Genomic DNA, 13309 nt, shown 5'->3' with positions numbered 1-13309 from the left:
GGGAAACTTCTAACCCCGGATGCGTCGGCGCAACGCTGTGAAGTTGAGAGCGCCAGCGGTTCGGGGTTTCCGAGAGACGTGCTTGTGCGGTCACTGGTCAGCCACGATCGACCCAACGATTGATCCCCAAACAACGAGAGGGGAACACCGACGCTGAGATCACTGAGGTGTTACGTACCTTTGCGCTTGCCAATCCTCGCCAGGGATTGGAATTGCTCACCAAATGGGACACTGAGCTCCGCTTACCTATGCAGCTTGTAGCGTAGCGGCTTGTTCGAACTGAATCGGCGATAAATAGTCGATGCTCGAGTGCCTACGCTTCCGGTTGTACCACGCAGATCCTGATCAAAGATTGCGGAACTTGGGCCCTCTCGTGTGCTAAAGTCGGTTCGGTAGACGAGCTCTTTTTTGAGTGACGCCCACAATGATGGCGCCATAGCGTTGTCAAAACTATCCCCAGCGTTCGGCATCGATTGGGCCATGTCCGAGGGCCTCAACATCTCCTGCGAAGTCGTCACTGGTGTATTGTGACCCGTGGTCCGAGTTAAGCGGAACTCGGTTTAACTCCGATTAAGCCGAGGTTCTCGTTAAGCCGATGTTTTCCGATAGGGCCTGGTCAACCGGTGTGGTTCGTTTGATTCCTCGGCTTAGCGTTCTTGATCTATCATGGTCGTCTTGGGCTTAACTCGGCCACTTCCAAGGTTGATCGCAAAGAAACTGGCAGACAGGTTGTGACCATCTATGGATTGTGAAGTCGCCCGCCCCGGAACTCCTCGGACGCGAGGATATATGCGACACAGTGGTCTTATGCTCCTTCGTAGTTCTGAAATTGACGCACGCTTCGATCAAAGCATCCGGGCAAGTCAGCGAACTTGCCGGCAAGAACCCCCTGCGCAAAGAAGAAATCCTTGTCCCCCGCTGCACGCGATGACCCCTGAATGTTAAGCCGAGAAGACGCGCTGAACATGTCCCCTGACCTGGGAAACTAGATATTCCCCGGCTTAACGAGAACCTCGGCTTAATCCGAGTGGAAAATAGTCGTCGGTAACAGCGCTCTGCCTCGGATAGCTTTTGCCTGGTTAAGGGCATCAATGAACACTGGGGTGTCCATCGTATCGCTCATCCTGTAACCAAGAATCCTCCTCGAACGCGCATCCATAACGGTGACCAGATAGAGCCAACCCTCCTTGGTTCCGATGTAGGTCAGGTCGCTCACGACATGAGCTTGTCAATCGCGTCAACGGAGAAGTTTCTCTTCACGAGATCATCGCTCTTTCTGGCATGACGATCAGGCCTCGTCGTGATGGTCTTGGCACGACCACAGGCTCCCTGGATGCCCAGTTCATCCATGAGACACACCGACGCAAGCCATGCGATACCTCGATGCCACGGGTCCAGAGCTCGCGTGTGAGCCTTGGAGCCCCGTAGAGATGCTCCGATTGGCTTCAAAGGCCTCTAGAACGTGCTTGCTTCGCGCGTTTCACGGGCCTTACACGCCGTCTCGTAGAGTTGGCGCCCCTCGGTGTTCCAGCGGTAGTAGCCAGAGCGTGAGACCTTACACACGCGGGCAGTGCCACATGACTTGGAAATTCGGCCGCACTCGCATCGATGAAGCAGATAGATCAGTTCCTCATCGAGCTCCTTCACCCAATCGGTGCGAAAATCGTTTTAAGATTTCGCATCCCATTCTGAGCTGCTCGTCTCACCTTGGGAAAGCCTACGGATTTCTGCAGTGAGATCCGGGGTCGCCCCCACATCTCGCCGCTCCTTACGGGCTTTGTCTACCCAGTTCGACAGCGTGGCCTTTGAGATGCCAAGATCCTCGGCCACCTGCCTCACGGTCAGGTTTCCGCTCTCGACGAGTCTCACCGCGTCTCTTTTTTGAATTCGTCGTCAAATTGTCGACGAGTCTTCTCATTCCTAGTTTTCTGTTCTTCCGTTTCTCCCATACCTATGTTCTCCTTGTTTTAAGGGAGAACCGTGTCCCGTATCGTGAGTAGTTTCACGGCTCCTTCGACAGGGTGCAGAACAAGCACTACCGTCTCGCCAGTCCGACCGGGACACACTATGCGCGATGAAGCCCTCCTTGTCGTGTATACATCGCATTGGGGTGCACCAGCATCACGTCCGTTACCCGTCTTTCACGTCGACCATCCAGCCGTAAGGCGAATGCGCAACACCTCCTCCCGCCGTTCCCGAATAGTCAGCCGTTCGCGCCAGACCGACTCCATCCCGCCGAACTTTCGCGCCTCGTCCTTGCCGCTATCGCGATTCGTCCCGATCTCGACAGCATGCCTGACGTCGGCTGGCCCGACGTCGGTCGATCTGCCAAAAGGGCAACGCGCACGACACCTGACCTTGATCGGACTATCAGTACCCGGGCTTGGCGGTTCGCCCGTGTCGGCTGACAGTACTCACGGCTGCACCTGGCAAGAAGGAACTGGTTTGACTATCCACCAACCGTCAGTGCCCTTCGCGTCGGCCCGCCACAAGATTGCTACGGCTCCACCGGCTGCTGAGCGAGGTGCGCCGGCCGTCGAGACTCGACCTTACGACGAGAACCAACGTCATTGATCGTAGCCATTACGTGCCGACCCTGGCGCTTGACCGATCCCCTCCTGGACACCAGGATTGTTCGTCGACCAACCAAGATGATCGATTTCCCATGAGCTTTCTTTGCATCCTCTCGAAGATCGCTCCGTTCTGGGCAGTGACGGCAGACAACTTGGTGGCGCTGACGCGAGTCATGTAGCGATAGCACCTGGGACAACGCTCGAGGAGCCAATAGAATCAGATCATGTCTCCCATCTCCGAACTACAGCTCATCGATGCCTTTGCGACCCGACCCTTTACCGGCAATCCTGCTGCCGTTGCTTTGTGTGACCATTTCCCTGAGGACTCCTATCTACAAGCGATCGCCGCAGAGATGAACCTCTCTGAGACCGCCTTCGTTGCCCCTCGTTCGGATGGCGACTACGACCTTCGATGGTTCACGCCGACGACTGAGGTTGCGCTCTGTGGTCATGCCACCCTGGCCTCGGCTCACGCCCTCGGTGGTATCGCAACCTTCCACACCGCAAGTGGGGTGCTCGCCTGTTCGCGAGGTGATGACGGCCAGATCGTCATGGATTTCCCCCTCGACCCCCCGACGGCGATTGCATTACCCGAGGAGTACGCCCACCTTTCCCCGGTTTGGAGTGGCAAAGGTGTCTTCGATCTCCTGATCGTGCTTGATGACCCCGAGAGCGTGCGATCCTATACTCCAGAACCCGCCGTCCTCAGCCGCGCCGGTACCCGTTGTGTGATCATCACCGCTCCTTCGGACCAACCAGCAACCGACTGTATCAGCCGAGTCTTCGCACCCAACGTCGGGGTACTCGAAGATCCAGTGACCGGATCCGCACACTGCACACTCGCTGCCTATTGGGGTCGGCGACTTGGCAAGAAGCAACTCTACGGTGAACAGACATCCCCGCGCGGTGGTTTTGTATCGATGAGTGTCAAGGGGGATCGTGTAGCGTTAGGGGGCCACTGCGTAACGGTTGGACGTCTTGAGCTGATGATTGAGTGAGATGAGCATCCGGGGTGTTTGCTGTTCTGATCTCTGACCCGTCACCCTCGGTCTAACCCAGGGCACTCTCAGTTAGGCGCGCGACTAAAGGTTCTTCTGATCGCATAAATTGGACCGATGCGGTCCTAAAGATCGTGGAGGCTGCTCAGTAAGCCCGCAAAGTACCAGCTCGAACCCTGTATATGGCGGTTATCAACTCGACCAGTGATCTATTGAAAGCCCTCAGCGAGAATCCGGAGTGGAAGGAGGCTGGCCGAGCGGAGCTCCTGGGAGATCGTCTCCAGACCTTACCGGAGCTAGTCAGCGAAAACTCTCGTCAAATTGCCATCATCAGCGAAAAGCTTGACAGAGCATTTGAACTGCTCGCAGCACTCGCTGAGCGGATGTCCAGTTCGCAGCTCTCACTGGTCCAATGGATCGGATAGAGAAAAGTTTCGAGCAGATAGAGAGCCGTCTCGATCGCATGGAGAACTATCTCGATCGCATGGAGGGCCGGGATCTCGAAAGGGAGATCATGGCACAGCCCCGGGCCTTCGTACGCCGCAAGGACATGATTGGCGTTCGTGCCGTCTCCGGCGATGAACGCTATGAACTCTCGGCTCAACTTATAGAAAGTGAGGAGAACGAACTCGATCTTCTTGATGTGATCCTGGAGGGTACTGCCCACGAAGGGGAACACGTCTATGTCGCCGTAGAGGCCTCCGTCACCGGCGACGACCACGACATCGAGAGAGCGCATACACGTGCCCTTCTTCTTGCTAAAGCGATTAATTCACGTGTGCTACCTCTCGTTGTCTGCGATGAAGAGCCGAAACGGCAGTTGGTCGCGTTAGCCCAAAAACATCAAGTCGCGTTGGCACGAAAGCAACGTGGCATATTCCTCCAGGGTCCGTTGACAAGTTTCAACCCAACGTAGCGCCATCGTTGCACTCAAACTTGGATGCGGATTCCGCGGAGCCACCACCGAGGGGGATGCCTTGGCCTACGCGATCGGGAGATCATCCTCAAGGCTGCATGCAAGGAACTCTGGGAGCCTCCGCTCATCTCGGCTTGGTTTGCTCATGCGTCAATCATGAAACCGTGGAATCGATGTGGCTCCCAAAGTGGTCACGACCCGAGACGAACAACACCCCCAACCACCCGAATGCTAGCGCCATCACCCCGATCACCCCGATCACAAACTCGACCCTCACGCCAAGGCCAACGTAGCCGAGTGTCGTTACCGACGTGCCAGCTGGGATGTGAACGGCGGTCCAAAGTCCACCATCAACGGGAACGCAACGCTCGGATCTCCCATTGACGCGGCAGTGCATACCAGAGAGATACGTATCGCGTAAGACCACAAAACCGGCAGTGTGCGCCCGAGCCCGTACCACAACCGATTGCGTCGTTGCATCTCTACTCATACCAACAACACCGCGAGCAAGCAGGGGCGTTCCATTCCCACTGGTTAGGTAAGCTACCCTTGGGAGCACCCCACCGTCATCGTGAATCATCTGCAGCACGCGAGCAAGACCAACCGCATCGCTCGACACACTCGAAGCATGCACCTCAGACGCGAGGATCGGATCCACACCCTGGAGTTTGTAGAGAAAATTCGCATCAGATCGACTTCCACCGACGAACTCACCACGACCCATCAAACACAAGCCATCATCGGCAGTCCGGGCTAGTGATCCCGTGGAACACCTCGGGATCGGCCCCAAACCAGTAGGCACGAATGCCTGGGTACTAGCAATCTCATTCACGCCGAGGCTCTTTAAGATCGTCACCAGATGCGCAGTGACCGTGGCTCCAAAAAGCGTTGGCTGCCCGACGTTCACCCCGTTTAAACCAGTGGTGGTCTGGCTTGCGGGGACAAGAGCCGCCACAATCGAGCTGTAGGGCTTAGGGAGAATCGGGCCAAATACCTGTACAGAGTTCACATCGGTGGGCAACTGCCACTCTCCAGGGTTAAAGGTCAGGCTATCAGACTGAGGAATCGTACTCCCTTGGAGATGATCCAACGAGACACCCGCCTGTGGCGGAAAAAAGTTCGTCGGCAACAACAGGACGGTTACTACGACAAAGACCAGCGCCGCCAACGCTCCGCTACCGATGGCTTTGGCGCTCCAAATCCCGAGGGCGAATACCATGAGGGTAATGCCCGCAATGAAGAGGGCGTGGCGCGCGATACCTAAACCATCGAGCTGATGGCCAATGCGCAGAGCGGTCTCGAAATGGGCATAGAGCACTAGGTCAAAGGCAGTAGCCACCAATAGAGACGCGATGATCTCATAGAGCTTGAAGGACTTTGCGACCGAGATGACAAAACCCAACAACAGGCACCACGGCAACCACCAGACAAATCCCAAGACACGCAACATATTGATCGAATCAAAGGGAAAGAACCCGAACACATCGAGTACACCAAGAAGGTTTGCATAACCGAGGATGCCAAACGCCACCAGGAACAGACTTGGCCCGACATACCATAGCGACACACTTCGATGGCGCAACGCGCCAAACACCGCAAGCACGATGACAAGCCCAAGCACCGGAGTACCGAGCACCCACACCGCTTGGCCCAAGTCTGTCGGCTGTGCGACCATGCCTGGTCCTGAGATATGGGGCAAGCTTAGGGTCGCTAACCAGAACGGAGGGACGGAGCCAAGATACTTGAGCGGCCCATTCTCTCCCATCCCAGCACTGACCGCGCTCAAGGTGGGGAGAAGACCGATACTCCCAATGAGAACCCCGAAGACCCCTGCCCCAAGCGTCAGCCATACTCTCAGCCTGTCGGCGAAGGTCCCAAAATGAATGATCATAGCTATGCCGAAAATGAGTACGACGACTGCTAACAGCGGCAGGGCCTCCTGGAAACCGGAGGTAGCGAGGAAGAACACGCCCGTCGCGAAACCAAGGGTGTACACATACTTGCGCGGCTTCGATGGATCCAGAAGGTAGCGAAGACTCAAAAGCACAAAGGGCAGTACCATCAAGGGATTGAGCATCTCTAAGTTGACGTTGGGGGGAACGACACCGGCAAGGCTGACCCCTACACCTGCTGCGATCCCCGCGATCAGCGACTGGCCAAAGGAGGTAGCGAGGAGATAGGTGCCAAAGCTCAGCGCCAGTAGTCGAAGAATGTTCCAGATCGAGTAGTTCGAGGACACCAGTAGGTGGACGATGAGCTCAGGCAGGAAGACAGGTACACCCTGGGATGCAAGCAATGGAATGCCAAAGGCTTGGTAGGGGTCGATGAATGGTAGGCGTAGGTGTAGCCATGCCTGGATTCCCAGTTGCTCTAGGGGAAGGCTGATGTAGCCACCAGCGCTTGGGTCAATGACAAACAACGGTCCAGTCGGCCAATCGGTGTCCGTCTTCAGCGATGCATGACCGAGCACGACCGGACCATAGATCACGCCGAGGAGCACCACGAAGAACGCCAGCGCGATGAGGTGGCGAGACCACGTACTGCGGCTGGCCGATCTCTCCTGCGTATGAGCCACAACCACCTAACCAACATCAACCGAGAACGAGCGGTTCTCCAGCTACAGGCACAACTTCCGGTACAATCCTATCGGTCTAGCCGCCTGGAGACGTTTGCCACGTTTTTGCGGTGCAGACGGAGCTCGAGGGGGCAACCGCCTCCTTTACGCTGGCGAAGGTGTCGCCAGACGATTCTTACCTATGGGATCTCTTGATAGCGAGCGCAGTGTTACCGGTAAGCGCTACATCACCGGCGAGAATGGCATGCTCGCCAGCAATCCACGGATGAACCGCGAGCACACTACAAAAGGGTTAATCTGGCTTTGGGCAGTGATACGCCACCTACACCCTAACCTGTGATCATGCTCGCGAGATCACAGGGAGACTCGGAGGAGTTCGGGCTAGGCAGATCTAGGTTTCGAATCGACGCGTGTTGCGTCGTCCTCTCTCCGTGCGATATAGCGGTCAATGACAGTTTTCAGATGGCCACCTATACGAAGCCAAGCAGGGTCATGAGTTGGCATTGACAGCGATCCCAGCCTCGGATCCGCAGTACAGGCGCATGCAACTACGGCTGCGAACGCTGTGGAGTCTCTACGCCGGTGATCTGGCGGGGGTTGTCTTCCTTGTGGCAGTGATCTGTCTCTACCTCTCCCCAGCCATCAAGGATGGTGCTGGTTTTGGTCCAGCGGATCTCGGTCGACACCTCTCGCTCCTGACTCGACTCGCCCACGCCACCAGAGCGCCACGTGGCATCATCAACGGCGACATCGTTACGCAGGGCGCCGCCTGGAATACGCTAGATTGGGAACTCGTCCATCACGGACAGTTTCCGCTCTGGAACGACCTGTCAGGCACCGGGCTCCCACAATTCTTGAATTTCGAATCAGCTCCGCTCGCCCTACCGACACTGATCGGTTATCTGGTGCCGCTGCGATTCGCCTATCTGGTTACAGTTGCCATGAAGCTCCTGATCGCCGGCACTGGAACCTACCTAACCTCGCGGTTGCTAGGTCTCAGGCCATTGTCGGCGACCTTCGCCGGCACCACCGCAATGTTATCAGGGGCCTTCGCTGGCTGGCTCGGTTGGGCAATCAGCGGACCACTCGCTTGGGCAGGGTGGCTTCTCGCTGCTGGGATTCTCCTCTATCGGGCAAAGCCAGGTGATCGAGCAAAATGGTATGGGCTCCTTGCGCTCTCCGTCGCCTTCTCTATCTACGGCGGCTTCCCTGAGGTCTACGTACTCATGGCAGGGGCCTTCGGGCTGCTCTTTGGCTTCGCTGGCATTGCACGACGACTGAATGGCAACCGAATCGATTGGGCAGGGGTTCGACGGCTCGGGATTGGCTTAGGCATCGGACTCGCACTCGCCATGCCCCTCTGGCTACCTGGTATCCAGACGTTACGGGGCTCGGTGCGCAACAGCGAAGGGGCAAGTGTCGGGCTGTCGTTCCATGCACTCACGCTGCTCGTCGCACAGGGCTACGACGGCTTACCATTCGCCACCAAAGCGTTCCCCAATGGCACCTTCTTTGGATCGTCGAACTACTACGAAACGGCCGCCTATGTCGGAGTCATCGCCCTCGTCTTGGCCAGCACGGCCATCATTGTCTGGTGGCGCCGTCCCATCGTCGTCGGGCTCACGGCCTCAGCAGTCGGAGCGTTGCTTGTCGCCTATCAGATCGGCTCGGGCGCGCCTATCCAGCACCTGATCGCCGACCTCGGCCTTGGAAGCGTCGCACCCCAGCGCATCCTGGCCATGCTCGGATTCGCGATCGCTCTACTGGCTGGCCTTGGACTCGAAGTGCTCCTTCGGCATTGGTGTGAACCGAGAACAAAGATCGCCTTTGCCATCTCGGTCGGGATCATGGTCGTCGTCCTGACCGTGCTATGGGACAGGTCATCGATCGGTGCCGTCGCCCTCCCTGGGGGCCATCTGACCGCTTCCCAGGCGACCGCACTACGGCAGCGCTCCCTCTACTGGCCGACTGCAGAGGTATTGGGGCTCCTCGTAATGGCGTTGCTACTGCAACTCCATCAACACACCCATCAACGCCTTGGAACACGGAACGCCCGTAGAGTGCGTTCGGCGATGGGCGTGTTAGTCGCGGCCCAGGCTGGCTTTCTTGTGGTGGCAGGGGTAGGAATCAACTCCTACGAACCGACCACCTATCCGGTTACGCCAGCGGTCAAAGCGCTCAAGCGGCTCGTTGGCACCTCGCTCGTGGGTCTCGACAGCGTCAAACAGCCCTGTACCCCTGGTGAAACGGCGACGTCGTGCGCCCTCTTCCAATGGGACGGTATCGGACTGTACCCGGAGATGAACCTTGCCTACGGCATCGCTGAGTTCGCTATGTATGATCCCGTGATACCCCATGCTTTCTTGAATGCCTACCCGGCACCCCACGTCAACAGTTACCAGACAGGAGCTAACCTGTTCAGCCCTATCGTCAACTCGGCGAGCCTGGCTCGCGCCTACGGGATAGGTTATCTCATCGTCCAATCTCCGCTTCCGATTCCGAAGGGCACGCAGTTGGTCGGGACGGTTACGGCGAGTGGCTTGGCACTCAACGTCGTTCGGGTTCTCGGCTCACACCGGTTTAGCTTCGCCAAACCAACGGCTACCACCAAAGGTCAAGCAGTAACGACCCAATCACGAGCCCACCAACGGAGCGACATCGTGAACACAACGAGCCATCCGAACGATGCACGATACGTCGTCGATGTCCGAGCACCCCGTAGGCAAAAACTCATGATTCGGATCACCGATGTACCAGGTTGGCACGCGACAGCAAATGGTCACCCAATCGCTATCCATCGCGCGACGGGTGATCTCATGTCTGCCACCGTTCCCGCCGGCACGCGCGTCATCGAGATCACCTATGGCCCAGCGTTGCTGGGAGTCGGGGAGTTGTTCGCATTCACTGGCCTGCTCGGCCTCGCACTGTACAGGCTCCTTGAGACGCTACGACGTCGATCAACGGTAAAGCAGGGACGCTGAACAGTGACCGAAGCCGACCCTGTCGTCTCGGTCATCAACCAACTCTCTTTGCAACGGAGGTTGTCGCGCTCAGGCACCTGGTCGATCAGGCAAACTGCGGCTGTAGTACCGAGGCCAACAACTTTCTTGCGGGAGCGGCCAAACCGAATCCCAGGCCAGCACGCTCGGGGTGCGGCATCAGGCCAACCACATTGCCTTCCGGGTTCGAGACACCGGCAATATCGTTGGCCGACCCATTTGGATTCTGAAGGTATCTCAGCACAACCTGGTCGCCTGCTTCAAGGCGCTCAAGGGTCGTCGCGTCAGCGGTATAGTTACCCTCAAAGTGGTTGATCGGCAGGGAGAACTCCTCACCACGGACCATACCCGATGTCAGTACAGAGGTGGTCTGTTCTACCCTGACGAGGACCTCACCGCAGACGAATTGCAACCCAGCGTTGCGCTGCAGCGCCCCTGGCAGCAGCCCTGCCTCGGTGAGCACCTGGAAACCGTTACAGATGCCCAAGACTCGGCCACCATCGTTCGCAAAACGAGTCACCGCATCCATGATCGGGGAGAAGCGTGCGATCGCTCCAGTGCGCAGGTAATCCCCATAGGAGAATCCCCCCGGGATAATCACCGCCTCGTAATCGTCAAGCGTGCGTTCACGATGACTCACCAACTGGCTCTCACATCCGAGTTCAGCGTAGGCACTCTGGACGTCGAACTCACAGTTGGAGCCAGGGAAGACGACGATCCCAATCATCCCAGCTCCTCAACGCTTTCGACCTGATAGCTCTGAATCACCGGGTTCGCTAGCAACCGACCAGCCAACTCCTCGGCACCCTTACGAGCGTCATCGAGTGAGGCGTACTCACCCTCCACTACAAAGGATCTCCCCGCATGAACGCCACGAACCTCACCGTAGCCGAGTTGGAGGGCAGCATCGTAGATCGCCTTGCCCTCGGGGTCACTGATCCCACTCTTGGGCATCACTTGCACGTTGATGCGATATCTCATGATCTCTCCCTCTCTCTCCACATACTCGCCCTCTGCACTATGGGTCAACGCTCCACTCCACGATAGGCACGACTCTGGCCCGGCCACGCATTGAAGGAGCTGCCAGCGAGAGTCTCAAAGACCTCCCGATAGGCGCCACGCACCCGCTCGATCAACTCCTCATCGAGCTTTGGGGCCGCACCGTCACCCCGAAAACCCTGCTCTCCGAGCCAGTCACGCAGCAGCTGCTTATCGAGCCACTCCGGGTTCGCGCCCGGCTCACCTCTGACAATCCGCGAAGAGTCGGGGGTAGCGATCTCATCGGCGAGGACGAGCTCTCCATCGATGTGACCAAACTCAAACTTGGAGTCGATCAGAGTCAAACCATGCTCACGGAACCACGAGGCCAACACCGAATAGACGTTCGTTGTCAGCTCCTCGAGTTCACTGGCCAACGCCGCTCCATGGAGATTGCGCAACTCAGTGGGGGTAAGCGGTCGATCATGCCCCGTCTCCTCCTTCGTCGTCGGCGTGAAGATCGGCTGTGAGAGCGGGTCACCGAACGCGAGGCCCGCCGGCAGGGCCACCCCTTGGACCGCCCCCGTCGATCGGTAGGACTCCCAGGCACTGCCGACCAGATAACCCCGCGCCACACACTCGACGGGGACCATCTCGACCCGCCGAACCAACGTCGCTCGACCTACAAACTCAGCCGGGACCTCCGTTGGGATACTCACAAAGTGGGTCACAAAGCGGTCTCCGAGTGCACCAAAAGCGGTAGCGCTGATCGCACTCAAGAGCCGTCCCTTGTCGAGTACGGGTTCAGCGAAGACCCGATCATAGGCGCTGATGCGGTCCGTCGCCACCATCAACAGCTTCGTCGGATCATCATGGATGGCGTAGACCTCGCGGACCTTACCCGAGGCGATCAGATCGAGGTCCATGTGCTCCCCTTGAGGGCATCGAGACGACCAAAGAGTGAATCGAGGTTGACCAACAGGCGATCCAGCGAGGTCAACTCCTCGATCTTGGCTGCAGGTAGTGGGCAACGTGCATCCTTGGCGAGGATAGCGCCGAGCTCACCATCACCGGCGAGCACCCGGGTGGTGGCCTCTTGCACGATCCGGTATGCCGCATCACGATCAAGGCCAGTGCGGATCATCGCGAGCAACAGGCTCTGGGAGTAGATCAGGCCATGGGTGTTGGCCAAGTTGCGCTCCATCGACTCGGCGTGTACCACCAGATCGGCGACCAGCCGATCAAAGCGGGTCACCATGTAGTAGACGAGCTGAAAGGCGTCGGGGAACATCATCCGCTCGACGGAGGAGTGCGAGATGTCGCGCTCATGCCAGAGGGCGACATCCTCAAGGGCGGGGATCACGAAACTCCTCGCGAGCCGAGCCATGCCACAGAGGCGTTCAGAGAGAATCGGGTTGCGCTTGTGTGGCATCGCGGAGGAGCCCTTCTGACCAGGTGCGAATGGCTCTTGGACCTCCATCACCTCGCTGCGTGCGAGATGGCGGATCTCAAGGGCGCACCCTTCGATCATCGCCGCGGTCGAGGCCAGAGCGGTAATCACCTCCGCATGACGGTCTCGCCCGATCACCTGGGTAGCTGGCGCCGGTTCAAGCCCAAGGGAAGATAGGGCGCTCGCCTCGAGTTCAGGTGAGATATTCGAGTAGGTACCGACCGCCCCTGAGAGCTTGCCTACCGCCATCTGGGCTCTCGCCCGAACGAGCCGGGTACGCTCTCGATCGAGTGCCAACGCCCAGAGCGCGATTTTGGCCCCGAAGGTAGTCGGCTCGGCCGCCATACCGTGGGTTCGTCCGAGCATCGGTATCGCACGGTAGGCCAGCGCTTGGGAGCGTAACGTAGCGAGCAGGTGATCGACAGCATCGAGTAACAACTCCATGGCTCCTACGATCTGTAGCGAGAGTGCAGTGTCAACGATATCGGAGGAGGTAAGGCCAAAGTGGAGCAAACGGGCGGCAGGGGTATCGTAAGTCTCCTGCAAGACATCGACAAAGGCCGCCAGGTCATGGTTGGTCACCGCCTCCCGGGCAAGCACCCGTTCGACGAACGCGTCGTCGATCACCACCTCACGGGTGAAGAGCGGGGCAACATGACTGGGCTCAAGTTCACCGGTATCGGCCATCGCTCGCACCACTGCGAGCTCGACATCACGCCAAAGCTCCATACGATTTCGATCGGAGAAGATGGCGGTCAACTCCGCTGATTCATACCGAGGAATCACGACAATCTCCTTCGTTTTGAGCGAGCCACCGAAT

Annotated in this window: 12 protein-coding genes and 1 pseudogene; 4 read left to right on the top strand and 9 right to left on the bottom strand. The window is 58.0% G+C overall.

Translation table 11 applies throughout. The features are described 5' to 3' along the window. Window positions 1–246: 246 nt before the first annotated feature. The 4 genes and pseudogenes from M7439_RS13075 to M7439_RS08925 form a co-directional block, all read right to left on the bottom strand. Window positions 247–330: pseudogene (locus M7439_RS13075) on the bottom strand (IS3 family transposase); the annotation flags it as partial. A 688-nt stretch (window positions 331–1018) separates the two neighbouring features. Beyond that, complete coding sequence (locus M7439_RS08935; RefSeq protein ID WP_298344811.1) at window positions 1019–1216, bottom strand: DDE-type integrase/transposase/recombinase; 198 nt, start codon at window positions 1214–1216, stop codon at window positions 1019–1021. Beyond that, a complete protein-coding gene (locus M7439_RS08930; RefSeq protein ID WP_298344814.1) occupies window positions 1213–1350 on the bottom strand; it encodes a hypothetical protein in 138 nt (45 codons plus the stop codon). The genes M7439_RS08935 and M7439_RS08930 overlap by 4 nt, the downstream gene beginning before the upstream one ends. A 318-nt stretch (window positions 1351–1668) precedes the next feature. Further along, a complete protein-coding gene (locus M7439_RS08925) occupies window positions 1669–1887 on the bottom strand; it encodes a transposase (protein ID WP_298344896.1) in 219 nt (72 codons plus the stop codon). A gap of 910 nt (window positions 1888–2797) precedes the next feature. On the opposite strand from M7439_RS08925, the gene M7439_RS08920 reads away from it, so the two are divergent. From M7439_RS08920 to M7439_RS08910, 3 genes are all read left to right on the top strand, one after another. Beyond that, the gene (locus M7439_RS08920; protein WP_298344817.1) at window positions 2798–3571 is read left to right on the top strand and encodes a PhzF family phenazine biosynthesis protein; all 774 of its coding nucleotides are present in this window, start codon (window positions 2798–2800) and stop codon (window positions 3569–3571) included. A 182-nt stretch (window positions 3572–3753) separates the two neighbouring features. Further along, entirely contained in the window at window positions 3754–3996 is a 243-nt protein-coding gene (locus M7439_RS08915) for a hypothetical protein (protein WP_298344819.1), read from the top strand. Window positions 3997–4034: 38 nt separating this feature from the next. Continuing rightward, window positions 4035–4487, top strand: coding sequence for a hypothetical protein (locus tag M7439_RS08910; protein WP_298344822.1), 453 nt, complete (start codon window positions 4035–4037; stop codon window positions 4485–4487). A gap of 154 nt (window positions 4488–4641) precedes the next feature. Here the strand turns inward: M7439_RS08910 and M7439_RS08905 are convergent, their stop codons facing one another. Beyond that, the gene (locus M7439_RS08905; protein WP_298344825.1) at window positions 4642–7062 is read right to left on the bottom strand and encodes a hypothetical protein; all 2421 of its coding nucleotides are present in this window, start codon (window positions 7060–7062) and stop codon (window positions 4642–4644) included. Window positions 7063–7559: 497 nt separating this feature from the next. Between M7439_RS08905 and M7439_RS08900 the strand changes: the two genes are divergently transcribed. Then, window positions 7560–10043 (top strand): YfhO family protein, encoded by a 2484-nt coding sequence (locus M7439_RS08900; RefSeq protein WP_298344832.1) that lies wholly within the window; start codon window positions 7560–7562, stop codon window positions 10041–10043. Between the two features lie 85 nt (window positions 10044–10128). Here M7439_RS08900 and purQ read toward each other — a convergent pair whose 3' ends face one another. From purQ to purB, 4 genes are all read right to left on the bottom strand, one after another. Further along, window positions 10129–10788 carry a phosphoribosylformylglycinamidine synthase subunit PurQ gene (gene purQ / locus M7439_RS08895; protein ID WP_298344835.1) on the bottom strand — a complete coding sequence of 220 codons (660 nt, stop codon included), beginning with the start codon at window positions 10786–10788 and terminating at the stop codon, window positions 10129–10131. Next, window positions 10785–11042 (bottom strand): phosphoribosylformylglycinamidine synthase subunit PurS, encoded by a 258-nt coding sequence (gene purS / locus M7439_RS08890; protein WP_298344838.1) that lies wholly within the window; start codon window positions 11040–11042, stop codon window positions 10785–10787. The genes purQ and purS overlap by 4 nt, the downstream gene beginning before the upstream one ends. 44 nt (window positions 11043–11086) lie before the next feature. After that, the gene (locus M7439_RS08885) at window positions 11087–11965 is read right to left on the bottom strand and encodes a phosphoribosylaminoimidazolesuccinocarboxamide synthase (protein ID WP_298344841.1); all 879 of its coding nucleotides are present in this window, start codon (window positions 11963–11965) and stop codon (window positions 11087–11089) included. After that, on the bottom strand, window positions 11950–13309 hold a 1360-nt coding region (gene purB / locus M7439_RS08880), incomplete at its 5' end, for an adenylosuccinate lyase (RefSeq protein ID WP_308464466.1). The genes M7439_RS08885 and purB, both read right to left, overlap by 16 nt.

The organism is Ferrimicrobium sp., from assembly GCF_027319265.1.
In the GTDB taxonomy this organism is placed as follows: domain Bacteria; phylum Actinomycetota; class Acidimicrobiia; order Acidimicrobiales; family Acidimicrobiaceae; genus Ferrimicrobium.
This window is presented reverse-complemented; position numbering and strand designations above follow the sequence as displayed.

What these genes read in the sequence shown, in the direction of transcription:
- M7439_RS08930 (WP_298344814.1), bottom strand. Translation starts at nt 1,350, where the DNA reads ATGGATGAACTGGGCATCCAGGGAGCCTGTGGTCGTGCCAAGACCATC.
- M7439_RS08920 (WP_298344817.1), top strand. Translation starts at nt 2,798, where the DNA reads ATGTCTCCCATCTCCGAACTACAGCTCATCGATGCCTTTGCGACCCGA.
- M7439_RS08915 (WP_298344819.1), top strand. Translation starts at nt 3,754, where the DNA reads ATGGCGGTTATCAACTCGACCAGTGATCTATTGAAAGCCCTCAGCGAG.
- M7439_RS08910 (WP_298344822.1), top strand. Translation starts at nt 4,035, where the DNA reads ATGGAGAACTATCTCGATCGCATGGAGGGCCGGGATCTCGAAAGGGAG.
- purQ (WP_298344835.1), bottom strand. Translation starts at nt 10,788, where the DNA reads ATGATTGGGATCGTCGTCTTCCCTGGCTCCAACTGTGAGTTCGACGTC.
- purS (WP_298344838.1), bottom strand. Translation starts at nt 11,042, where the DNA reads ATGAGATATCGCATCAACGTGCAAGTGATGCCCAAGAGTGGGATCAGT.
- M7439_RS08885 (WP_298344841.1), bottom strand. Translation starts at nt 11,965, where the DNA reads ATGGACCTCGATCTGATCGCCTCGGGTAAGGTCCGCGAGGTCTACGCC.